The organism is Streptomyces sp. SAI-127, from assembly GCF_029894425.1.
GTDB lineage: Bacteria > Actinomycetota > Actinomycetes > Streptomycetales > Streptomycetaceae > Streptomyces.
This window is the reverse complement of sequence record NZ_JARXYJ010000002.1, coordinates 261,960-288,190: the sequence shown is the minus strand read 5'-3', so window position 1 is coordinate 288,190 and position 26,231 is coordinate 261,960. Positions and strand designations below refer to the sequence as shown.

The following is a 26,231-nucleotide window of genomic DNA, read 5'->3' as shown; positions in this document are numbered from 1 at the left end:
AACACGTCAAAGGGTGCCGTCGGGCGTGCGCCTGGCGACGAGTTCGTACAGGTCCGTGCCGGCCAGCCTGGGGTCCTGGCTGATCCCGACGGTGAATCCCCGGGCTTCGAGGAGGCGGTGCATGGCCGCCAACCGGCCTTGTTCGTCGTGGACTTCGGCGACGACATGGCCGATCAGCGGCCAGTGGGCCGGTTCTACGCCGGCGAGAACGAGGTGTTCGGCCCGCTCGACGTCGATCTTGAGCAGGTCGATCCGGTGCAGCGCGTGCTGCCGGACGAGATCGGAGACGGTCAGAGTGGGGACGGTCATGTCGATTCCGCGGTGCAGGCCGCTGATCATTTCCCCGATGTACTCCTCCGGGATTCCGGAGTTGCGGAGGAATATCCGCGTGTTCTCGTCGTCGGCCCGCTGGTCGGCGAACAGCCCGGAATTCCCGGTGGACTTCGGATAGTAGGTGAAAGTGCGGTGTCCGGCACGGTCGGACACCGCACTGCACATGCACACGGCCCGCGGCAGATGCTCGCGCAGATTGGATTCCAGGCACGCGAACGTGGCCGGGGCGGGCTCCACGGCGACGATGCGCAGATCGGGCACGGCCCAGCCGAACATCAGGGAGACGATCCCGATGTTCGCCCCGATGTCCAGGACGGTGTCGCCGGGGCGCAGCTCGCTCGCAGCCTTGGCATAGAGGCCGTCCGCCGTGGCTTCCGCCCAGAGGACCTTGGCCTCGGCGGGGCTGACGCAGGTGATCCGGCGCCCGTTGGGCAGTTCGTAGGCGCCGGCCGTGACAGCCCGGGACCGGCCCGTCATGCGGTCGCCCCTCCCCCGCGCCGGGTGGTTCCCGCGCGGCGCTGCCAGCGGTCGATCTCGGCACTCAGGTAGGCGCCGACGGCCCGGGCGCCGCCCTCGTGGAAGATGTCCGAGTGCTTGCCGGGCACGTCCACGACCTCCGGCTCGCTGGACAGCGGGAGCCGCCACTGCTCCAGGGTCCACTGGTACGCCTTCTTGGGATCGTCCTGCGGCATCAGGAGCACGACACGGCCGTCGTAGGTCCGCATACCGCGGTGCATCAGCTCGCCGTAGTACGCGTAGGCGTGCCGGTTGATGATCAGGGCGCGCATGATCCGCAGGGCGTGCTTGTCGCCTTCGCGGACGCCCTGTCCGATCTCGTCGTCCGGTGCGCCGTACTTCTTCAGCAGCCGCTTCTCGTCCTTCCGCGGCAGTGTCGTGCCCGGGGCGGCGGCAAGGGCGTGCTCGACGCCGGCCAGGAGCCTGCGGGCCACGCGGTCGAAGGGCTGGTTGGGCAGGCGCCGGGCGAAGGGCTGACGGGCCGGCGCCATGAGCAGAACGCCGCCCACCTCCTTGCCCATCGCCCGCAGTTGCCGTGCCATCTCCAGGGCGACGTAGGAACTGCCGGACTGGGCCGTGAGCAGGTAGGGGCCGTCCGTCTGCAGCCGCAGCATCTCCCCGATGTACGTCGTCGCCATTTCCTCGACCGAGGACGGCGGGGCGTCCTCGCCGGTCAGGCCACGCTGCTGCAGTCCGTAGAGCTGCTGCCCCTCGGACAGGTACCCGGCGACCTCCGCGAAGGCGGCGACCTCACCGGTGAAGGTGTGGACGGCGAACACGGCGGGCCGGACGGTACCGGCACGGACGGTCACCGCCGAGCGGATTTCGGGGTCCTCGGTGTGCAGCTGGATCAGCGGCGCGGCGGACGCGATGGTCGGATGGTCGAAGAGGTCACCGACGCTGATGTCGTGCCCGGCGCCGCGGATGCGGCCGACGATCTGCGTGACCAGCAGGGAGTTGCCGCCCAGCTCGAAGAAGTTGTCCTGGGTGCCGACCTGGTCCAGGCCCAGAACCTCGGCCCACACCTCCGCGAGGAGTTCCTCCGCCTCGCCGGAAGGGGCGACGTACGAGCCGCTGCGGGAGCGGTCCGCCTCCGGCACCGGCAGCGCCGCCTTGTCGACCTTGCCGTTGGTGGTCAGCGGCAGCCGGGACAGCTCCATGTAAGCGGCGGGCACCATGTAGTCCGGGAGGCTGCGCAGCAGCAGTTCGCGCAGTTCGGCCGCTTCGGGGACGCCCTCGCTGTGGTCGGTCGGCACGAGGTAGGCCGCGAGAGCGCGATCCGGGCCGTCTCCATGGGCGGTGACCACGGCCGTGCGGATCGCCGGGTGGCCGACGAGTGCGGTCTCGATCTCCCCCGGCTCGATACGGAAACCGCGCACCTTCACCTGGTCATCGACGCGGCCCAGGAACTCCAGCCGACCGTCCGCCCGCCAGCACGCCCGGTCCCCGGACCGGTACATGCGCCCGCCGTCCTCCGTGAACGGATCGGGCAGGAAACGCTCGCCCGTCAGCACCGGCCGCCCGAGATAGCCCCGCGCCACCTGCGCACCCGCGATGAACAGCTCGCCCGAAGCACCCACCGGAACCGGCCGCAGGGACGCGTCCAGCACGTACACCCGCGTGTTGGCGATCGGCCCGCCGATCGGCGGGGCATCCTCGTCCGCCACCGCACACACGGCCGCCGTCGCGCACACGGTCGTCTCGGTCGGGCCGTAGGCGTTCACCAGCCGCCGCCCCTCGGCCCAGCGCCGCGCGACATGCCCCTCCAGCCGTTCCCCGGCCGTGAACAGCGTCCCCACTCCGCCCAGGTCCCCAGGCCGCAGCACGTCCAGCAGCGACGGCGGGACGGTCGCCACCTCCACCCCAGCTCGTCCCAGCAGCGCCGCCAGCCGGCCCGGCTCCGCCCGCTCCCGGGCTCCGGCGAGCACGAGGCTGCCGCCTCCGGTCAGCGCCATCAGCACATCCCAGACGGAAGCGTCGAACCCGAACGGCGCGAACTGCAGCACCCGCGCGCCCGCATCCGGGCCCAGTACGTCCCGCTGCGCCACCGCCAGGCTGACGGCACCGCCGTGGGTGACCTGGACGCCCTTCGGACGCCCGGTCGAGCCCGATGTGTAAATCACGTACGCCAACTGGTCGGGGACCACGGTCACTTCGGGCTCCCGGCCAGGCTCACCGGCCACCGCCGCCCGTACGGCCGGGTCGTCCAGGACGACCGTGCGCAGCCGCCCCACCGGCAGGTCGTCGACCAGATCCTCGGTGCCCACCAGCAGCGACGCACCGCTGTCGGTGAGCATGAACTCCAGTCGCTCGGCCGGGTATTCGGGATCGAGCGGCAGATACACGCCACCGGCCTGCCATACGGCCAACAGCGCCACCACCATGTCCACCCCGCGCGGCAAGCACAGCCCCACCACCGACTCCGCACGGACACCCGCCCCGCGCAGGTAGTGCGCCAATCGGGCCGCCCGCGCCATCAGGGCGCCGTACGTCACCACCTCGTCGCCGAACACAACCGCCACCGAATCCGGAGCGGCGACGGCCCGCGCGCCGATCAGCTCCTGGACGCCGCCCACCGACGGCAACGGCACCGCCGTGTCGTTCCATTCATGCACCAGCTGTCCGACCTCGGCCTCGGTCAGCACCGACAGCTCCCCCAACGGCCGCTCGGCATCCGAAGCCGCGGCTCCCAGCAATGTGACCATGTGACCCGCCATCCGCTCGACCGTCACCGCGTCGAACAACGCGGTGCTGTACTGGATCTCGCCGGCCAGCGCTCCGTCGTCCTCCGCCAGCGCCACGACCATGTCGAACTGCGCGGGCAGCAGTCCCGTGCCGGTCTCCACCCCCGCACCGGCCGAGGCATCCACGTCACCCGAACCACGGACGTCCGGTGAGTAGTTGAACGACACCCGCCCAAGAGGACTACGAGTACGGTCCCGTACGTCCGCCACGGCGTCCACCACCTGCTCGAACGGCAGGTCCTGGTGCGCGTAGGCACCGAGGGCCGTCTCCCGCACCCGGGTCAGCAGTTCCACGAAGGACGGGGCGCCCGACAGGTCGGTCCGCATCACCAGCGTGTTCACGAAGAAGCCGATGAGCTGCTCGGTCTCGGCCCGGTTCCGGTTCGCCACCGGCGTGCTCACCACGACGTCGTCCGACTCGGCATACCGGCCCATGAGGACGTCGAAGGCAGCCAGCAGCGTCATGAACATCGTCGTGCCGCGCTCACGCGACAGAGCCCGCAGCGCCTCCGCCGTCCGCGCCGGCACCCTGAACCGGGCCACCGCGGCCTCGGTGGACCGATCGGCCTCACGCGGCCGGTCCGTGGGCAGCTCCAGATCCCGCGCACCCGCCAATGTCTGCCGCCAGTAGGCCAGTTGCGATTCCAGCGCAGCACCGGAGAGCCACTGCCGCTGCCAAGCGGCGACATCCGCGTACTGGATCGCCAGCGGCGGCAACGGATTCGGCCGGTCGGCTCGGAACGCCTCGTACACGACGGACAGTTCGTGCTGGAAGGCACGGTCGGACCACTCGTCGAAGACGACGTGGTGGAACACCAGGGCAAGCACGTGCTCGTCATCCGCCAACCGGACCAGGGTCGCCCTGACCAGAGGCCCGCGCGCCAGGTCGAACGGCGTCAGCGCGTCCTCGGCGACGGCTTCACCCACAGCGCTCCGCGGGTCCTCGCATCCCGACACGTCCAGGACGGGCAGGGGGAGGGGGGCGGGCGGGTCGATGATCTGATGCGGTACGCCGTCGGCGTCGGCGACCAGCCGGGTACGCAGCACCTCGTGGCGGGCGATGATCGCGTCCAGGGCCGCGCCGAGGGCCCGTAGGTCCAGCTCGCCGGGCAGGTGCAGACGGGTCGACATGTTGTACTCGACCGAGCCGGGCTCCAACTGGTCCAGGAACCACAGCCGTTGCTGCGCGAAGGACAGCGGCAGCGGCTGCGTGCGGTCCGCCGGAGTGATCGGCCCGCTCGTGGTGCGTGCGACGGTGTCGATCAGCGCGGCCAGGCTCTGGATCGTGGGGTGATCGAACAGGGCGGCGAGCGGGATCTCCGTCGCGAACACCTCACGGACGCGGGAGATGACCTGGGTGGCCAGCAGGGAGTGACCGCCGAGCTCGAAGAAGCTGTCCCGGACGCCGATGCGGTCGATGTCCAGTACCTGCGCCCAGATACCGGCGAGCAGTTCCTCGGTCGCGGTCGCCGGGGGTGTGGAGGAAGCGTCGGCCCGGGGCGTGTGCGGCTCTGGAAGTGCGGAGCGGTCGATCTTGCCGTTGGGGGTCAGCGGCATGGCCGCCAGCTCCACGAACAGAGACGGGACCATGTACTCCGGCAGCACCCGGCGCGCATGCTCGCGCAGCTCGGACACGGGCGGGACGCCGGCTGACGGGTCGGCCGGGACCATGTAGGCGACCAGACGCCGGTCACTGCCCGTGCCGCGGGCCGTGACCACAGCGGTGTGGATCGCCGAGTGGCTGGTCAGGACGGCTTCGATCTCGCCCGGCTCGATGCGGAAACCGCGCACCTTGAGCTGGTCGTCCGCCCGGCCCAAAAACTCCAGGCGCCCCTCCGCCAGCCACCGCACCCGGTCACCCGTGCGATACAGGCGAGAACCGTCATCCGCGAACGGGTCCGCGATGAACCTCTCACCGGTCAGCGCCGGCCGACCCAGATAACCGCGCGTCACACCGACGCCGCCGATGAACAGTTCACCCGCCACACCCACCGGGACCGGCTGCAACCGCCCGTCCAGGACATAGACCCGGGTGTTGGCGATCGGCGCACCGATCGACAGCGGGGTCTCGGAGACTCGCTCGCAGGTCGACCAGATCGTCGTCTCCGTCGGGCCGTACATGTTCCACACCTCGGCCCCACTGCCCAGCAGCGCCCCGGCCAGGGCCGTCGGCAGCGCCTCACCACCGGCCAGCACCCGCAGGCCCGCAACACCCGGCCAGCCATCGGCCAGCAGTATCTGCCACAACGAAGGAGTCGCCTGCACCACCGACGCACCCACCCGGACCAGCTCACCCGCCAGCAACCCCGGATCCGCCACCGTCTCACGCGGGGCCACGACCACCCGGGCACCGGACACCAGCGGCAGCCACAACTCCAGACCCGCAATGTCAAAGCCCAGCGTCGTCACCGCAAGCAGCACATCACCCGCGTCCAGACCCGGCCGCTCACCCATCGCCGACAAGAAACCGACCAGGCTCCGCTGCCCGACCAGCACACCCTTCGGCCGACCCGTCGACCCCGACGTATACAACACATACGCCAACCCGTCGGCGGCAACAGCCACCCGCGGCGCGGTGGAGGGCTGAACCGCCACAGCCGCCTCAACGGCCGCATCCTCCAGCCACACCGCCGTCTGCGCCGAGAGCTGACCGGCGACGGACCGGTGCCCCACCAGGACCGAGCAGCCACTGTCAGCCAGCATGAACTCCAGCCGCTCCGCCGGAAACTCCGGATCCAACGGCAGATACGCGCCACCGGCCTGCCACACCGCCAGCACCGCCACCACCATGTCCAGACCGCGCTCCACACACAGCCCGACCACCGACTCCGGACCCACACCCACACCACGCAGATAATGAGCCAGCCGATTCGCCCGCGCCATCAACCCGCCATACGACACCACCACATCACCCGAAACCACCGCCACCGCATCCGCAGTCACAACCGCCCGGGCAGCGATCAGCTCATGCACCCCGCCCACCGACGGCAGCGGCACGGACGTGTCATTCCAGACACGCACAAGCTGATCCCGCTCAACCGACGACAGCACCGGCAGCTCACCCACACGCCGACCCGCATCCTCCGCCACCGCCTCCAACACCGTCACCAGATGCCCGGCCAACCGCTCCACCGTCACCGCATCGAACAACGCAGTGCTGTACTGGATCCCGGCCTTCAGGGAGCCGTCGTCCGATTCCTCGAGCATGACCCACAGGTCGAAGGCCACAGCGATCTGCGGGGCCGGGGAGTCCAGGTCGTCGGCGGCCTCGGTCGCCCCCCGGGCACTCGCGCCCGCGTCGGAGCCGTAGCTGAAGAAGACCTGGAAGAGCGGGGTGCGCGAGCGGTCACGCTCGACGACCAGCTCGTCCACCAACTGCTCGAACGGCAGATCCTGATGGGCATAGGCACCCAGGGCCATCTGCCGTACCCGAGCAAGGAGTTCGGTGAACGTCGGATCGCCGGACAGGTCCGTCCGCATCACCAGCGTGTTCACGAAGAACCCGATCAGGCCCTCCGTCTCGGCCCGGTTCCGGTTCGCCACCGGCGTGCCGACGACGACGTCCTGCGACCCCGCGCAGCGGCCCAGCAGCACGTTCAGCGCGGCCAGCAACGTCATGAACATCGTCGTCCCGTTCGCCCGCGACAGTGCTCGCAGCACTTCTGCCGTGTCGGCCGAGACGGTGAACGGGGCCATCGAGCCCTCGGAGGACGGCACGGGCGGGCGGGGCCGGTCGGTGGGCAGCTCCAGTGTCGGGACGTCTGCGAGCTGGGTGCGCCAGTAGGACAATTGGTCGTCGAAGACCTCGCCTTCCAGCCACTGTCGCTGCCAGGCGGCGAAGTCGGCGTACTGCAACGGGAGCGCCGGCAGCGGGTTCGGTTCTCCCGTACGGAACGCCTCGTACAGCGCCGACAATTCGCGCCGCAGAATCCGCGACGACCACTCGTCGGAGACCACGTGGTGCGTCAGGAGCGCCAGCAAGTGCTGCCGCTCGTCCAACCGGATCAGTACTCCCCTGATCAGTGGGCCCTCCGCCAGGTCAAACGGCGCCCACGCGTCCTGAAGCGCCAACTTCTCCGCCTCCCTCACCGGATCGACGCTCTCGGACACGTCGACCAGGGGCAAGGGAAAGGCCGACGGCGGATCGACCAACTGATACGCGACTCCATCAACGCCGGCGACCAGACGAGTCCGCAGCACTTCGTGCCGCGCGACCACCGCACTGAGTGCGGCGGTGAGCGCATCGACGTCCAAGTCCCCGTCCCACGGCAGGTACAGAGGCAGGTTGTACTCGGTGGAGCCGGGCTCCAGCTGGTCCAGGAACCAGAGCCGCTGCTGAGCGAACGACAACGGCAGCGGCTGGTCCCTGTTTACGACGCTCCACTGCGGCTCCCGTGCGCCCGGCACCGCTGCGTCCAGGGCAGTGGCGAGTCCGGCGACCGTCGGGCTGTCGAACATCGTGGCAAGCGGGAGGTTCACCCCGAACACCTCGCGCACACGGGACATCACCTGGGTGGCCAGGAGGGAGTGTCCACCCAGTTCGAAGAAGTTGTCCGTGGCACCGACCTGATCCAGTCCGAGGAGCTGCGCCCAGATGTCCGAGACCAACTCTTCGGTCGCTCCCGACGGGGCCACATACGTGTCCAGTTGCCGGAACTCGTCCGGCTCCGGGAGCGCCGAGCGGTCGAGCTTGCCGTTGGGGGTCAGGGGCAGGGCAGCCAGCTCGGTGAAGACGGACGGGATCATGAAGGCGGGCAGGTGAGCGCCGGCGTACGTACGAAGGTCGGACACCGGTGGGACGCCTTCTGCCACGTCCTCGGGGACGAGGTAGGCGGCCAGTCGGCGGTCGTCCTCGTCGCCGAAGGGGACCACGACGGCGGTACGGATCCGGGGATGCGTGGTCAGGACGGCTTCGATCTCGCCCGGTTCGATCCGGAACCCGCGGACCTTGACCTGCTGGTCCGCCCGGCCCACAAAGTCCAGCCGGCCGTCGGGGAGCCAGCGGGCCCGGTCGCCCGAGCGGTACATACGGGAGCCGTCGGCGGCGAAGGGCTCGGCCAGGAAGCGTTCCGCCGTCAGGTCAGGACGGCCGGCATAGCCGCGGGCGACCTGCGGGCCGGCGATGAACACCTCGCCCGCCACACCCACCGGGACGGGGTGCAAGGAGGCGTCCAGGACGTACAGGCGGGCATTGGCGACCGGAGCACCAATGGGCGGCAACCCCACCCCATCTACAGCACCCGCAGTGACCATCACCGTCGCTTCCGTGGGGCCGTAGGTGTTCACCAGACGACGGCCCGGAGCCCACGCCCGCGCGACATGCTCCGTCAGCCGCTCCGCACCCAGCAACAGGGTCTCGATACCCGGCACCTGCTGCGGATCCAGCACACCCAACAGCGAGGGCACCACGCTCGCCGCACCCACGCCCTCCGCGCAGATCATGGACGTCAGTGCGTCGGGCTCCGCTCGCTCCTCCGCGCTCGCCACCACCAACGTGCCGCCGTGAGCGAGCGTCACCGCGATGTCCAGCACCGCCGCGTCGAAGCTGAAGGAGGCGAACTGCAGCACGCGGACCCCTGGGTCCACACCGAGCTCGGGACCCAGCGCGGTCACCATGCCGACCACACTGCCGTGAGACACCTGAACACCCTTGGGGCGGCCCGTCGACCCCGACGTATAGATCACATACGCCAACTGCTCGCTGCTGATGCCGACTTCGGGAGCCGCCGACGGCAGATCCTCCGAAAGCACCAGATCACCTTCACGGAGAACCACCTGCGCCCCGCTGTCGGCGACCATGAACTCCAGCCGCTCCACCGGATACTCAGGATCCAGTGGCAGATACGTGCCGCCCGCCAGCCACACCCCCAACACCGCGACGACCATGTCGACACCGCGAGGCAGGCACAGGCCCACCACCGACTCCGCACCGACACCTCGGCCCCGCAGGTCATGCGCCAGCCGACTCGCCCGCGCCACCAACCCGCCATACGTCAACACACGTGTGCCCGAGACCACCGCCACCGCATCCGGGACCTCGGCCGCACGAGCGGCAATCAGCTCATGCACCCCACCCACCGACGGCAGCGGAACCGGCGTGCCGTTCCACCCCCGCACCAGCTGCTCACACTCATCCACGGACAGCACGGGCAGACCCCCCACCCGCCGCCCTGCGTCCTCCGCCACCGCCTCCAGCACCGTGATCAGATGCCTGGCCAACCGCTCCATGGACCCCGCGTCGAACAACGCCGTGCTGTACTCGATCTGTCCCGTCAGTCCCCCGCGTACGCTGTCGCCGAGCCGCAGTGACAGGTCGAACTGGACCGCTCGGGAGCTGTCGCGTGGCGTGTCGTCGGCGTCGGGGACGGCGCTGTCGTTGTCGTAGCTGAAGAGGACCTGGAAGAGCGGCGTGCGGGAGCGGTCGCGGTCCACCACGAGGTCGTCGACGAGGTGCTCGAACGGCAGGTCCTGGTGGGCATACGCGCCCAGGGCCGTCTCCCGTACCCGGCCGAGGAGTTCGGTGAACGTGGGGTCGCCGGACAGGTCGGCCCGCATGACCAGGGTGTTCACGAAGAAACCGATCAGGTCCTCCGTCTCGGCACGGTTCCGGTTCGCCACCGGCGTGCCCATGGCCACGTCCGCGGACCCCGTGTAGCGGCCGAGCAGCACGCTCACGGCGGCCAGCAGGGTCATGAACATGGTGGTGCCGCTCTCGTGGGAGAGCGAGCGCAGTGTGCGGGCCACCTCCACGGGAACGGTGAACGGCAGCACCGCTCCCTGCGTGGTGCGTACGGCCGGTCGGGGCCGGTCGCTCGGCAGGTCCGGTGGCGTGAGCTCGGCCAGTTGGTCACGCCAGTAGGACAGTTGCCCTTCCAGCACCTCTCCGTTCAGCCAGTGCCGCTGCCAGACCGCGAAGTCGGCGTACTGCACTTCCAGCGGTGGCAGCGGATCCGGGCAGCCGGCGCGGAACGCTTCGTAGAGGGCCGTCAGTTCGCGTCGCAGGATGCGTTCCGACCATTCGTCGGTGACGACGTGGTGCAGCGTGAGTGCCAGGACGTGTTCGTCAGGGGCCAGGCGGATGAGTGCGGCGCGTACGAGGGGGCCGCCCGTGAGGTCGAAGGGAGTGTGGGAGTCGGCCGTGATCAGGGCGTGGGCGACTGCCGCGGGGTCCGTGGCCTCGGACACGTCCACCACGGGCAGTGGGAACGCGGCGGGCGGGTCGACGATCTGGTGCGCCACCCCGTCCCCGTCCGGCACCAGACGGGTCCGCAGCACCTCGTGCCGGGCCGTCAGTCCGCCGAGCGCCGCCCCTAAGGCTTGCACGTCCAGGTCTCCCGGCAAGGGCAGTGGGGACGGCAGGACGTGAGCGATCGAGCCTGGGTCGAGTTGGTCGAGGAACCACAGCCGTTGCTGGGCGTAGGACAGGGGCAGGGGTTCGGCGCGGTCCGCCGGCGTCACCGGTGGGGCCGTGGGCGCGGTTGCCGATGCCTCGATGGCCACGGCCAGTCCGCGTACGGTCGGGTGGTCGAAGAGCGCCGACAGCGGTACCTCGGCGCCGAACACCTCGCGGACGCGGGAGATGACCTGGGTGGCGAGCAGCGAGTGGCCGCCGATGGCGAAGAAGTCGTCGTCGGCGCCGATGCGGTCCGTTCCGAGGACCTGGGTCCAGATGCCCGCCAGCAGTTCCTCGGTCGCGCCGGAGAGGGCGACGTGTTCGTGGGTTTCCCAGGCGTCGGGGCCGGGCTGTGGGAGGGCGGAGCGGTCGGTCTTGCCGTTGCGGGTCAGGGGCAGTTCCGCCAGCTCGGTGAAGAGGGCCGGGATCATGAACTCGGGCAGTGTGTGGCGCAGGTGGTCCCGCAGTTCGGGTGTCGACGGGATCCCCTCGGCGGGGTCGGCGGGTACGACGTGGGCCACGAGCCTGCGACCGGTGCCCTCGCCGTGGGTGGTCACGACGGCGGAGCGGACTCCCGCGTGGGCGGTCAGGGCGGCCTCGATCTCCCCCGGCTCGATCCGCACGCCGCGGATCTTGACCTGGCTGTCCGCCCGGCGGAGGAATTCCAGCTCTCCGCTCGGCAGCCGGCGTACCCGGTCGCCCGTCCGGTACATCCGTGTGCCGTCGGCGGCGAAGGGGTCGGCGAGGAACCGTTCGGCCGTCAGCGCAGCGTGGCCGAGATAGCCGCGCGCCACGCCGGTGCCGCCGATGAAGAGCTCACCCGCGACACCGATCGGCACGGGGCGCAGCCACGCGTCGAGCACATGGGCCCGGACACCGGCGATCGGTCGTCCGATCGGTACGTTCGCCACCGCGTGGGACAACAGCCCGGCGACACAGGTGATGGTGGCCTCGGTGGGGCCGTATGCGTTGTGGACGGGTATCTGTGTGTACGTGAACCACTGGGCGAGGGTCTGCGGCGAGAGTGCCTCACCGCCCATGATCAGCAGGCGCAGGTCCGGTCCGAGGGCGCCCGGGGCGGCGAGGTGGGGAATGAGCATCTCCCACAGCGCGGGAGTGATGTCGACCGAGGTGGCGGCCTGGGCGCGCAGCTCGCGCAGGATCCGCTCCGCAGGCCACTGCTGCTCGCCACGCAGCACCAGCCGTCCGCCGTGCGCCAGGGTGGCGAAGAGCTGTTCCTGGGCGGCGTCGAACATGAAGGACGCGATCTGCAGTGTCACATCGGCCGGGGACACGCCGTACTGGCGGCCCATCTCGCGGAGCTCCCGGCTCCACGCGTGGTGCGGGACCAGCACGCCCTTGGGCTGGCCGGTGGAGCCCGAGGTGAAGATGACGTACGCCAGTTGGTGCGGCGACACCTCGATGTCCGGGTTGTCGGTGGAGCAGGTGGCGATCGTGGGACCGTCGGTGTCGAGAGCGAGGCGCGGGACGGACACCTGCGTCAGGCGCTCGGCCGTCGCAGACCGGGTGATCAGCAGCGAGGCGCTGGACGACGCGACCATGTGCGCGATCCGCCGGGTGGGGTGGTCGGCGTCCAGAGGAAGGTATGCCGCTCCTGCCTTGAGGACTCCGAGCAGGGCCACGACCGTCTCGGTGCTGCGCTCGATGCACACCCCGACGATGTTCTCGGGCCCGACGCCGAGAGCCGTGAGCCGACGGGCCAGCTGGTTGGCCCTGGCGTTGAGGTGCCCGTACGTGAGGTGCCGGCCGTCCGCGACGACCGCGACCGCGTCAGGCGTGCGCCGCGCCCACTCCTCGAAGAGCCGGTGGACCGGGCCACCCTCCGCGTCCGGCTCCGGACCGGTGGCGAGGGACCGCAGCGTCGCGTGCTCGGCCTCCGTGAGGAGGTCCAGCTCGTCGATCGCGCGTGCCGGGTCCAGGACGCCGTGCAGAATGGCGACGAGACGATCGGCCAGCCGCTCCACCGTCGCCGCGTCGAACAGCGCGGTGCTGTACTCGAACTCGCCGGTCAGCGCACCTTCTCCGGTGTCCCTGAAAGACAACGCGAGGTCGGACAGGGCGAGGTCCCGGGACATCGAGGCGCCGGGGCCGCTCGCCTCCTCGGGCCCGTCGGCTTCGGGCGCCTGGTCCGTTGATCCGGCGCCGTCCCGGAGGTAGTTGAAGTACACCTGGAACAGGGCCGTACGGGAGCGGTCCCGGTCGGTGACGAGTTCGTCGACGAGCTGCTCGAACGGCAGGTCCTGGTGCTCGTAGGCGTCCAGCGCGGTCTGCCGTATCCGGTCGAGGAGTTCGGCGAAGGTCGGGTCACCTGACAGGTCCGTCCGCAGGACGAGCGTATTCACGAAGAACCCGATCAGGCCCTCCGTCTCGGACCGGTTCCGGTTCGCCACCGCCGTGCCCACCGCGATGTCGTCGGCGTCGCAGTAGCGGGCGAGCAACACGTCGAAGGCGGCGAGCAGCGTCATGAACATCGTCGCGCCGCTCTCCCGTGACAGCGCCCGCAGCGCCTCCGCTGTCTCCGCCGGGACGGTGAACCGCGTCGTCGCCCCCACCGAGGAGCGGATCGGCGGCCGGGGCCGGTCGATCGGCAGCTCCAGCTCGGGCACACCGGTCAACTGGCTTCGCCAGTACGACAGTTGCCGGTCCAGGACGTCACCGCTCAACCACTGCCGTTGCCACACCGCGAAGTCCGCGTACTGCACGGGCAGCGGCGGCAGCGGGTCCGGCTCCCCGGCGCGGAACGCCTCGTACAGCGCCTCGATCTCCTGGTGGAGGATCCGCGCCGACCACTCGTCGGACACGACGTGGTGCATGGCCAGCACCAGCATGTTCTCCCCGATCCCCAGCCGGATCAGTGTCGCCCGCAGCAGGGGTCCGGCGGCGAGGTCGAACGGCTCCGTCATGTCCTGGGTGACCAGGCGCTCCGCCTGGCCGAGCGGATCGTCGCTGCCGGATACGTCCACCACCGGCAGCGGGTGGTGCACGGGCTCCTCCACCACCTGCCAAGCCACACCATCGGCGTCAGCCAGGAGCCTGGTGCGCAGCACCTCGTGCCGAGCCACTACGGCGTCCAGGGCCGCGCCCAGAGCCGCCACGTCCGGAACACCGTCGAGCCGAACCGGCAGTACGACGTTGTACTCGGTCGAACCGGGATCCAGCTGGTGCAGGAACCACAGCCGCTGCTGCGCGAACGACAACGGCAGCGGCCTGTCCCGGTCCACCACCGTCACAGGGGGCACAGCCCCATGCGCAGAGCCCTCGACCTCGGCCGCCAGGGCACGCACGGTCGGCTTGTCGAACAGCGCGGCCAACGGCAGCTCGACGCCGAACACCTCTCGAATACCGGACATCACTCGCGTGGCCAGCAGCGAATGCCCACCCAATTCGAAGAAGCCATCGGTCGCGCCGACTCGGTCCACTCCCAGGATGCGGGTCCAGAGGTCTGCGAGCAGTTCCTCCGTGGGACCCACCGGTGGGACGAATTCCTCCGCACCGATGCCTGCGCTGTCAGGGGCGGGGAGGGCGGTTCGGTCGAGCTTGCCGTTGGGGGTGAGGGGCAGGGCGGCCAGCTCGGTGAAGACGGACGGGATCATGAAGGCGGGCAGGTGAGCGCCTGCGTAGGTGCGAAGGTCGGTGACGGTCGGGATGCCTTCGGCCGCGTCCTCGGGAACGAGGTAGGCCGCCAGCCGGCGGTCGTCCTCGTCGCCGAAGGGGACCACGACGGCGGTACGGATCCGGGGATGCGTGGTCAGGACGGATTCGATCTCGCCCGGTTCGATCCGGAACCCGCGGACCTTGACCTGCTGGTCCGCCCGGCCCACAAAGTCCAGCCGGCCATCGGGGAGCCAGCGGGCCCGGTCGCCCGAACGGTACATACGAGAGCCGTCGGCAGCGAACAGGTCAGGAAGGAAACGCTCACCAGTCAGGCCGGGGCGACCGGCATAGCCGCGGGCCACCTGGGGGCCTGCGATGAACACCTCGCCCACCACACCCACGGGGACCGGATGCAAGGAGGTGTCCAGGACGTACAGGCGCGCGTTGGCGACCGGCAAGCCGATCGGCGGCACACCCTCCGACCCGTCGACCGCACCCGCGGTGACCATCACCGTCGCCTCGGTCGGACCGTAGGTGTTCACCAGACGACGACCCGGAGCCCACGCCCGCGCGACCTGCTCCGTCAGCCGCTCCGCCCCCAGCAACAGCGTCTCGATCCCGGGCACCTGCCGCGGGTCCAGCACGCCCAGCAGCGACGGCACGACACTGGCCGCACCCACACCCTCCGCGCAGATCATGGACGTCAGCACCTCGGGCTCCGCCCGCTCCCCCGCGCTCGCCACCACCAACGTGCCGCCGTGAGCGAGCGTCACCGCGATGTCCAGCACCGCCGCATCGAAGCTGAAAGACGCGAACTGCAGCACCCGAACCCCGGGGTCCACACCGAGCTCGGGACCCAGGGCCGTCACCATGCCGACCACACTGCCGTGAGACACCTGCACGCCCTTGGGGCGGCCCGTCGACCCCGACGTATAGATCACATACGCCAACTGGCCCGGCGTTACGGCATTGTCGGGAGCCGTCGACGGCAGATCCTCCGAAAATGCCAGATCACCTTCACGGAGAACCACCTGCGCCCCGCTGTCGGCGACCATGAACTCCAGCCGCTCCACCGGATACTCAGGATCCAACGGCAGATACGTGCCGCCCGCCAGCCACACCCCCAGCACCGCGACGACCATGTCGACACCGCGAGGCAGACACAGGCCCACCACCGACTCCGCACCGACACCCCGGCCCCGCAGCACATGCGCCAGCCGACTCGCCCGCGCCACCAGCCCGCCGTACGTCAGCACCCGCCCACCGGACACCACCGCCACCGCATCCGGAGCCTCCGTCGCACGCGCAGCGATCAGCTCATGCACCCCACCCACCGACGGCAGAGCGGCCTGGGCGCCGCTCGATCCCCGCATCACCCGCTCACGCTCGTCAACGGACAGCACAGGAAGCTCACCAACCCGCCGCCCCGCATCCTCCGCCACCGCCTCCAACACGGTGACGAGATGCCCAGCCAACCGCTGCACCGTGTCGGCATCGAACCGCGCCCGGTCGTACGTCAGCCGCAGCGCGAGTTCGCGGGCGTAGCTGGCGGCCACGCTGAGGGCGTAACTGCCTTGTTCGCGCACGTGGTTGAAGCCGGTGCGCAAGCCGCTCCGGGCGGAGTCCTCCTGGCCTTCCTCGAGCGCCTGGACGGGGTAGTTCTCGAAGACGAAGAGCGTGTCGAACAGGGCCTGCCCTGGGGGCAGTTCGCTGCTCTCGCTGATCGTCAGCAGTGGTGTGTGCTCGTACTGACGAGCTCGGACCTGCTCGTCCTGCAGACCGGTCAACCAGTCGGTCACCGATCGTTCCCGGTCGACATGGATGCGGACCGGGGTGGTGTTGATCAGCAGTCCGACCATGTCGTCCATGCCGTCGATCTGGCCACCCCTGCCGGACGAGGTCACTCCGAAAACCACGTCGTCGGAGCCGGCGTACAAGGACAGCACCAGCGCCCAGGCACCCTGTACCACGGTGTTGACCGTGAGCCGGTGACGACGGGCGAACTCCGCCAGACCCGCCACCGCCACCGAGGGCGGGAGCTCCAGATGGATTTCCTCCTGCCCCGGCTCGCCTCCGACGTTCCGCACTTCCAGAGAAGTGACCTCGGTGAAACCGGCCAGACGCCCGCGCCAGTAGGCGCGAGCCTCGTCCAGGTCCTGGTCTGCCACCCACGCGGCGAAGTCCCGGAACGGCGCGCGTGCCGCCGGTCGCGGTTCGGTTCCCTCCCGGAAGGCGTGGTACGCCTCCAGCATCTCGCTCAGAATGATGGGCACACTCCACCCGTCCAGCAAAAGGTGATGGAAGCTCCACACCAGCTGGTGCCGGTCGTCGGCGAGCCGCACCAGGGTCAGCCGGACCAACGTCGGTTGGGTGAAGTCGGCCCCTCGCGCCCAGTCTTCTGCCAAGAACTCGTCGTGTGCCCGGCGCCGCTCCTCCTCGCCCAGGGACGAGAAGTCCAGAACCCGCAGGGGCAGGGGCACGGACCGGGAGACCACCGCCAACGGGTCAGGGATCCCCTCCCACACCACCGTGCTGCGCAGCACCTCGTGCCGAGAGAACACCACCTCCCACGCCCGCCTGAGCGCGTCGAGGTCCAGTTCTCCCTCGAAGAGGAGCCCGTTCTGCACCCAGTACATGCCGGCCTCGTCGGACAGCCGAGTGTGGAAGAGCATGCCCTGCTGCAAGGCGGTCAGCGGATAGATGTCCTCCACGGAGGTTGGCAGCTGTGCCTCGATGTGGTCGAGGGCGGCCTGGTGGAGGTGGGCCAGCGGGAAGTCCGACGGCGTGTGGCCGCCCACCTCAGGACGGCAGCAGTACCCGATCAGATCGGTCAGGATCTCGACGTAGCGCTGCGCAAGCCGCCGTACCGTCTCCTCCTCGTGCACCTCACCGCCGTACGTCCACACCATGTCCAGGCGGCCGTCTGTGATCAGGCAGTTGACGTCGAGCAGGTACGGGCGCTCGTTGTGCGGTGACTCCAGGTCGCCCAGTACGCCAGGCAGCTGCCGGAACGGACGGCTTTGTTCGGCGCCGTTCGGAATTCCATCGGGGTCGGCAGTGGTCCGGCCGCCGGACTGGCCGAGGTAGTTGAAGCTGACCTCGGCACCAGGGTCCGGCGCGGGAGTCCCGTCGGTCAGGTACCGCAGCAGGCCGTAGCCCAAGCCCTTGCGCGGCACCGCCCGCAGATACTCCTTCGTCCCCCGCAGCAGGTCGCCCAGGCCCCCATCGGACAGCCCCGACAGGACCACCGGATGCACGCTCGTGAACCAACCCACCGTCCGCGACACGTCGACATCGGCGCCCACGTCCTCGCGACCGTGACCCTCGACATCCACAACCACCGAGGGTTCCCCGGACCACTCGGTGAGCACCGCCCCCAGGGCGCTGAGCAGCACATCGTTGATCTGCGTGCGAAACGCCTGCGGCACCTCACGCAGCAACCGCTCCGTCCACTCCTCGCCGAGGGCCACGTTCACCCGCCGCGCCATGCCGACCGCGTTCGGCCCGCCCAAGTCACGCGGCACCGCCACCGCGGCTGCTTCCGTCTCGCGCCAGTACGCGGCCTCCTCGGCCAGCTCCGGGGTGGCGGCGAGTTCTGCCAGCCGCTCCGCCCAGCGCATGAAGGACGTCGTCTTCGCCGCCAAGACGAGCGTGTTCCCACCGGCCGCCTGCTCGTACGCCGATGTCAGGTCCTCCAGCAGCACCGGCCAGGAAACCGCGTCCACGACCAGGTGATGAACCACGAGAAGCAGCAGATCGCCCTGCTCACCACGCTCGAAGAGCGCCGCACGCCACAAGGGCCCGTCACCCAGATCGAGACTCGCCTGTACCTCGGTGGCCCTCGCCTCCAGAACCTCCGTGCCCGCTCCGACCGCGTCGATCACCGTCAGCAGGTCAGCGGGCTCGGCCGCCACCACGCGCCCGACCCAACGGCCCTCCTCGCGCACGAAACGGGAGCGCAGAGCATCGTGCTGCTCGCCAAGGGAATGCAAGGCCATCCGCAACAGCGACGCATCGATCTCCTCGGAGACGTCGAGGACCATGGACTGGTTGAAGTGCCAGGGCTCGGACAACTCGCGTGCGAAGAAAGCGTGCTGTACGGGTGTCAACGGGAACTCGCCCGCCACGACGCCCTGTTCGGCATCGACGGCGCTCTCGCTCGTCGCAACCGACGCCAGTCCGGCCACTGTCTGGTGGTCGAAGAGCTGGGCCACGGTGACGTGCACCCCGAGTTCGCGGGCACGGGCCACGACACGGATGCTGATGATGGAATCGCCGCCGACGTCGAAGAAGTTGTCCTCGACTCCCACTCGCTCCAGCCCCAGCACCTGAGCCCACACCTCGGCCAGGACCCGCTCCGTGTCCGTACGCGGAGCCACATACGCGCCCGCCGATGCCGCACGCTCACCGTCAGGGGCGGGGAGGGCGGTTCGGTCGAGCTTGCCGTTGGGGGTCAGGGGCAGGGCGGCCAGCTCGGTGAAGACGGACGGGATCATGAAGGCGGGCAGGTGACCGCCGGCGTACATGCGAATTTCCGCAACCGACGGAATGCCCTCCGCCACGACCTCGGGAACGAGGTAGGCCACCAGCCGACGGTCGTCCTCGTCGCCGAAGGGGACCACGACGGCCGATCGCACGCGCGGATGATCTACCAGTACGGCTTCGATCTCGCCCGGTTCGATCCGGAACCCGCGGACCTTGACCTGCTGGTCCGCCCGGCCCACAAAGTCCAGCCGGCCATCGGGAAGCCAGCGGGCCCGGTCGCCCGAACGGTACATACGAGAGCCGTCGGCAGCGAACAGGTCAGGAAGGAAACGCTCACCAGTCAGGCCGGGGCGACCGGCATAGCCGCGGGCCACCTGCGGCCCGGCAATGAACACCTCGCCCACCACACCCACCGGAACCGGCTCCAGCCGGTCGTCGAGCACATACAGACGCGCGTTGGCGACCGGAGAGCCGATCGGCGGCACACCCTCCGACCCGTCGACCGCGCCCGCGGTGACCATCACGGTCGCTTCCGTGGGGCCGTAGGTGTTCACCAGACGACGACCCGGAGCCCACGCCCGCGCCACCTGCTCCGTCAGCCGCTCGGCGCCCAACAACAGCGTCTCGACACCGGACACCTGCCGCGGGTCCAGCACACCCAACAGCGACGGCACGACACTGGCCGCACCCACACCCTCCGCGCAGATCATGGACGTCAGCACCTCGGGCTCCGCCCGCTCCCCCGCGCTCGCCACCACCAGCGTGCCGCCGTGAGCGAGCGTCACCGCGATGTCCAGCACCGCCGCGTCGAAGCTGAAGGAGGCGAACTGCAGCACGCGGACCCCGGGGTCCACACCGAGCTCGGGGCCCAGCGCGGTCACCATGCCGACCACGCTGCCGTGAGACACCTGCACACCCTTGGGGCGGCCCGTCGACCCCGACGTATAGATCACATACGCCAACTGGCCCGGCGTTACGGCATTGTCGGGAGCCGCCGACGGCAGATCCTCCGAAAGCACCAGATCACCTTCACGGAGAACCACCTGCGCCCCGCTGTCGGCAATCATGAACTCCAGCCGCTCCACCGGATACTCAGGATCCAACGGCAGATACGTGCCGCCCGCCAGCCACACCCCCAGTACCGCGACGACCATGTCGACACCGCGAGGCAGGCACAGGCCCACCACCGACTCCGCACCAACACCCCGGCCCCGCAGCACATGCGCCAGCCGACTCGCCCGCGCCACCAACCCGCCATACGTCAACGTGCGCCCACCGGACACCACCGCCACCGCATCCGGAGCCTCCGTCGCACGGGCGGCAATCAGCTCATGAATTCCACCCGCCGACGGCAGAGCGGCAGGAGCGCCGTTCCACTTCCGCACCAGCTGCTCACGCTCGTCACCGGACAGCACGGACAGGTCCCCCACCCGCCGCCCCGCATCCTCCGCCACCGCCTCCAGCAGCCTCACCAGATGGCCCGACAACCGTTCCACAGTCCCCGCGTCGAACAGCGCCGTGCTGAACTCGATCGTTCCCGTCAGCGCTTCGCCGGCATCTCCCAGCGTCACGGCCAGGTCGAACTTCACAGGCAGAGCCGTCGTGGTGGTGATGTCGCCGGCCGGTGAGGTGGCGGCCGCACTGTCTGTGTTCTCGGCCGCATAGCTGAACAGCACTTGGAACAGCGGGGTCCGCGACCGGTCCCGTTCGGTGACGAGTTCGTCGACCAGGTGCTCGAAGGGGAGGTCCTGGTGGGCGTACGCGCCCAGGGCCGTCTCGCGTACCCGGGTCAGCAGTTCGGTGAAGGTGGGGTCGCCGGACAGGTCCGTCCGCATCACCAGGGTGTTGACGAAGAACCCGATGAGGTTCTCGGTCTCGGCACGGTTCCGGTTGGCCACCGGGGTGCCGACGACGATGTCCTCGGACCCGGTGTACCGACCCAGCAGGATGTCGAACGCGGCGAGCAGCGTCATGAACATCGACGAGCCGTTGTCCCGTGACAATCCGCGCAGCGCTTGCGCCGTCCGTGCCGGGACAGTGAACCGTCGGACGGCGCCCGCCGAGGACCGGACGGCCGGGCGAGCATGGTCCGTGGGCAGATCCAGTACCGGTGCATCGGCCAACTTCTCGCGCCAGTAGGACAGTTGCCGGTCGAGGACATCCCCGTCGAGCCATTGTCGCTGCCAGACCGCGAAGTCGGCGTACTGCACGGGCAGGGGAGGCAGCGGGTCGGGGCCGCCGACGCGGAAGGCCTCGTACAGCGCCGTCAGCTCGCGCCGCAGGATCTGTCCCGACCATTCGTCGGAGACGATGTGGTGCATGGCCAGCGCCAGCACGTGCTCGTCCGTCCCGAGCCGGATGAGGGTGGCACGGATGAGAGGGTCGCCCGCCAGGTCGAACGGGGTGATGGCGTCGGCGATCATCAGTTGCTGCGCGGCGCGCTGAGGCTCGGCGTTCCCGGAGACGTCGACCACCGAGAGCGGGAACGGCAACGATGGGTCGATCAACTGGTGCGGGACGCCGTCGGAGCCCGTGACCAGCCTGGTGCGCAGGACCTCGTGCCGGGCGACGAGTGCGCTGAGCGCCGAGCCCAGCGCCTCGACGTCGAGTGATCCGGACCACGGCACCGGTGCGGGGACGTTGTACTCCGCGGAGCCCGGCTCCATCTGGTCGAGGAACCACAGGCGCTGCTGAGCGAACGACAATGGCAGCTGCTCGTCCCGGCCGACGACCCCGATCGGTGGGGCGGGGGTGTGTGCGGCAGCCGTTTCGACCAGCGCAGCGAGGGCTCGCACCGTCGGGTGGTCGAACAGCGCGGCCAGGGGTATCTCGGTTCCGAAGACCTCACGGACCCGGGAGACCACCTGGGTGGCGAGAAGTGAATGACCGCCGAGTTCGAAGAAGTCGTCGGTGGCGCCGACGCGGTCCACGCCGAGTACCTGCGTCCAGATGCCGGCCAGCAGTTCTTCCGCCAGGTTCGACAGCGGGACGTGGCCTGTGCTGTGCCGGCGGGCGGTGTCGGGGGCCGGAAGGGCGGCCCGGTCGATCTTGCCGTTGGTGGTGAGGGGCAGTTCCGCGAGCTCCGCGAAGACCGAGGGGATCATGTGGTCGGGTAGGTGCTCGGTGGCGTAGGCGCGCAGGTCCGCGACCGGCGGGATGCCCTCGGCCGGGTCCTCCGCCACCACATACGCCACCAGCCGACGCTCGGCATCCTCACCGAACACCGACACCACCACCGCCCGCACCCCCGGACAGGCCCCCAGCACCGACTCGATCTCACCCAGCTCGATACGGAAACCACGCACCTTCACCTGCTGATCGGCACGCCCCACGAACTCCAGCCCACCATCCGCCAGCCGACGCACCCGGTCCCCCGACCGATACATCCGCCCACCAGCTCCAGCAAACGGATCAGCCACAAACCGCTCACCCGTCAACGCCCCACGACGCCCATACCCCCGCGCCACCCCCACACCACCGATGAACAACTCCCCCACCACACCCACCGGCACAGGACACAACCGCTCATCCAGCACATACAACCGCACATTGTCCAACGGCCACCCGATCGGCGGCACACCCCCCACACCACCCCCCACCACGGCCATGCTCGCGCACACCGTCGCCTCCGTCGGCCCATACGCATTCACCAACCGAAACCGCTCACCCCACACCCCAGCCAACCCACCACCCAACCGCTCCCCCGCCACCACCAACGTCCGCAACCCCACCAAAGCCGCTGGCTCCAACACCGACAACAACGACGGCGGCACCGTCGCCACCTGCACCCCCCGCTCCCGCACCACCCCCGCCAACAACCCCGGCTCCACCCGCTCCCGGGCAGACGCCACCACCAACACCCCACCCGCAGCCAACGTCACCGCCAGCTCCGACACCGCCGCATCAAAACCAAACGGCGCAAACTGCAACACCCCATCCCCCACACCCACACCAAAAACCCGGCCCTGCCCCACCGCCAGATTCACCACACCACCATGCCCAACCAACACACCCTTCGGCCGCCCCGTCGAACCCGACGTATAAATCACATACGCCAACTGATCCCCACACACGGTCACACCAGGGGACTCGACGGGCATGGCGGCCAGGCCGGCGCGGACGGCCGGGTCGTCCAGGGCCACCGTGCGCAGTCGGCCCACCGGCAGGTCGTCGATGATGTCCTCGGTGCCGACGAGGACCGTGGCACGGCTGTCGGCCAGCATGTAGGCCAGCCGCTCCGCCGGGTACTCGGGGTCGAGAGGCAGATACGCGCCACCGGCCTGCCACACCGCCAGCACCGCGACCACCATGTCGACACCACGCGGCAGGCACAGACCGACGAGGGTTTCGGGGCCGACCCCTGTGCCGTGGAGATAGTGGGCCAGTTGATTGGCCCGTGCCATCAACTGCCCATAGGTCAGCGAGTCCTCACCGCACACGACGGCCGTCGCCTGCGGAGACTCGGCCGCCCGGGCAGCGATCAACTCGTGCACCCCACCCACCTCGGGCAACGGCCGGACGGAGTCGTTCCAAGCGTGCAGCAGCAGGTCTTCCTCGTCGGCACTCAGCAGCCGCAAGTCGCCGACGTGCTGCTCGGGGTCGGTCGCCACGGCGTCCAGGACGGCCACCAGATGGCGTGCCATCCGCTGTACAGTCGACGCCTCGAACAACGCCGTGCCGTATTCGATGATCCCGGTGAGCTCCCGGCCGTGGTCAGTGAGCATCAGCCGCAGGTCGAACTTCGCGACCACGTCCTCTTCCACCGTGCTGACGGACAGCCCGTTGGCTGCTTCGGAGCCGTCCGGGCGGCCCCGGCGACCCGCGTCGGTTCCGGTCTCCGTGAAGTAGTTGAAGAGCACCTGGAACAGGGGGCTGCGGGAGCGGTCCCGGTCGGTGACGAGCGCGTCCACCAACTGCTCGAACGGCAGATCCTGATGGGCGTAGGCGTCCAGCGCCGTGTCGCGTACGCGGCCGAGGAGTTCGTCGAAGGACGGGTCGCCGGACAGGTCCGTCCGCATCACCAGGGTGTTGATGAAGAAACCGATCAACTGCTCCGTCTCGGCACGGTTCCGGTTCGCGACCGGTGTGCCCACGACCACGTCGTCCGTGCCCGCATACCGGCCGAGCAGGACGTCGAACGCGGCCAGCAGGGTCATGAACATGGTCGTGCCGCGACGGCGGGACAAGGCGCGCAAGGCGTCCGCGGTCCGTTCGGGCACCGTGAAGCGAATCGCCGCACCGGCCGGCGACCACACGGCCGGCCGAGTCCGGTCGATGGGCAGCTCCAGCACGGGCGCATCGGCCAACTTGTCGCGCCAGTAGGACAGTTGCCCCTCCAGTACCTCCCCTTCCAGCCACTGGCGCTGCCAGAGGGCGAAGTCGGCGTACTGCACCTCCAGTGGCGGCAACGGGTCCGGCCGACCGGCCCGGAACGCCTCGTACAGCTCTGACAGCTCACGCCGAAAGACCTGCTTGGACCACTCGTCGAACACCACGTGGTGCATCGACAGGGCCAGTACGTGCTCGTCGGGAGCCAGCCGGATCAGCAGGGCACGGATCAACGGGCCGTCCGCCAGGCTGAACGGCAAGGCCGCGTCCGCGGACATCAGGGCCCAGGCGGCCGCCCCGCGGTCGGACGCGGCGGACACGTCGGCCAGTGGCAGCGCACCCGGCGCGGGGAGGTCGACCACCTGGTGGGGCACGCCGTCCGGATCGGCCACCAGGCGGGTCCGCAGCACCTCGTGGCGTGCCACGACCGCGTCGAGCGCAGCGCCCAGCGCGGCCACGTCGAGCGGTCCGCCGAGCCGTACCGGCATCGGCACGTTGTACTCGACCGAGCCAGGATCGAGCTGGTCCAGGAACCACAGGCGCTGCTGCGCGAACGACAGCGGCAGGCGCTGGGGGCGGTCTGCCGCCGTGATGGCCGGGGGCTGACCGGCGTCACGGGCGGAGCGGCGCTCGGCCACCAGGTTCCGGATCTCGTCACGGCACTCCCGGAGCCGGCTCCGGAATTCCTCCGTGAGGACGCCCTTGGGTGCGAAGACCCGCAGTCGGCCGTCGGTGAGGCCGAAGCGCACACCTTTGCTCTCCAGCTCCGCCAGAAGCTCCGCAGGGGAGTTGCTCATGAGGAAACCCCGTTCTCGTCAGACTCTGCACCCCGCGCGCGAGGGTCCAGGTTCTGGAGCACTTCGGCCTCTGACATGTGCTCGATCTCGTACCAGATCCGCTCCTCGACCACCTCGGCCAGACCGCGCACGGTCGGTTGGTCGAACAGTGCGGCCAGGGGGATGTCGAGTTCGAAGATCTCCCGGATGCGGGAGATCACCTGGGTGGCGAGCAGTGAGTGCCCACCCAGTTCGAAGAAGTTGTCCGTGGCCCCGACCCGCTCGCTGCCGAGCAACTGCGCCCAGAGCCTCGCCAGCGCCTCCTCGGCGTCGCCGGACGGCGCCACGAACTCGTCCAGTCCCGCCCGCCCGCCGTCAGGGGCGGGGAGCGCCGAGTGGTCGAGCTTGCCGTTGGGGGTCAGGGGCAGGGCTGCCAGCTCGGTGAAGACGGACGGGATCATGAAGGCGGGCAGGTGAGCGCCGGCGTACGTGCGAATTTCCACAACCGGCGGAATGCCCTCCGCCGCGTCCTCGGGAACGAGGTAGGCGCCCAGCCTGCGGTCGTCCTCGTCGCCGAAGGGGACCACGACGGCCGATCGCACGCGCGGATGGTCCGCCAGTACGGCTTCGATCTCGCCCGGTTCGATCCGGAACCCGCGGACCTTGACCTGCTGGTCGGCCCGGCCCACAAAGTCCAGCCGGCCATCGGGGAGCCAGCGGGCCCGGTCGCCCGAACGGTACATACGAGAGCCGTCGGCGCCGAAGGGGTCGGGGATGAAGCGTTCCGCGGTCAGGGCGGGGCGGCCGGCATAGCCGCGGGCGACCTGGGGGCCTGCGATGAACACCTCGCCCACCACACCCACCGGAACCGGCTCCAGCCGGTCGTCAAGCACGTACAGGCGCGCATTGGCGACCGGGGCACCGATGGGGGGCAGCCCCACTCCGTCAACCGCGCCCGCGGTGACCATCACGGTCGCTTCGGTCGGACCGTAGGTGTTCACCAGACGACGACCCGGAGCCCACGCCCGCGCCACCTGCTCC

The 26,231-nt window shown here is 69.9% G+C and carries 3 protein-coding genes (1 of these 3 only partly in view); all 3 read right to left on the bottom strand.

Annotated features, from left to right (window positions below; translation table 11 throughout):
- Positions 1-6: 6 nt before the first annotated feature.
- Tightly spaced (each overlapping or abutting the next), the 3 genes in view from M2157_RS46805 to M2157_RS46795 form a layout consistent with a single transcriptional unit that may run on beyond the window.
- A complete protein-coding gene (locus M2157_RS46805) occupies positions 7-810 on the bottom strand; it encodes an FkbM family methyltransferase (RefSeq protein ID WP_280868521.1) in 804 nt (267 codons plus the stop codon).
- Positions 807-25,211: a non-ribosomal peptide synthase/polyketide synthase gene (locus tag M2157_RS46800; RefSeq protein WP_280868520.1), complete on the bottom strand. Its 24,405-nt coding sequence runs from the start codon at positions 25,209-25,211 to the stop codon at positions 807-809. Before M2157_RS46800 ends, M2157_RS46805 begins: the two co-directional genes overlap by 4 nt.
- Positions 25,208-26,231: the 3' portion of a non-ribosomal peptide synthetase gene (locus M2157_RS46795; protein ID WP_280868519.1), read on the bottom strand. It continues 5,372 nt past the right edge of the window; the window shows 1,024 of its 6,396 coding nt (coding positions 5,373-6,396); the start codon falls outside the window, past its right edge; the stop codon is at positions 25,208-25,210. The genes M2157_RS46800 and M2157_RS46795 overlap by 4 nt, the downstream gene beginning before the upstream one ends.

Bases quoted from the DNA above. Each gene is read 5' to 3' on its own strand.
- M2157_RS46800 (WP_280868520.1), bottom strand. From the start codon at position 25,211: ATGAGCAACTCCCCTGCGGAGCTTCTGGCGGAGCTGGAGAGCAAAGGT.
- M2157_RS46805 (WP_280868521.1), bottom strand. From the start codon at position 810: ATGACGGGCCGGTCCCGGGCTGTCACGGCCGGCGCCTACGAACTGCCC.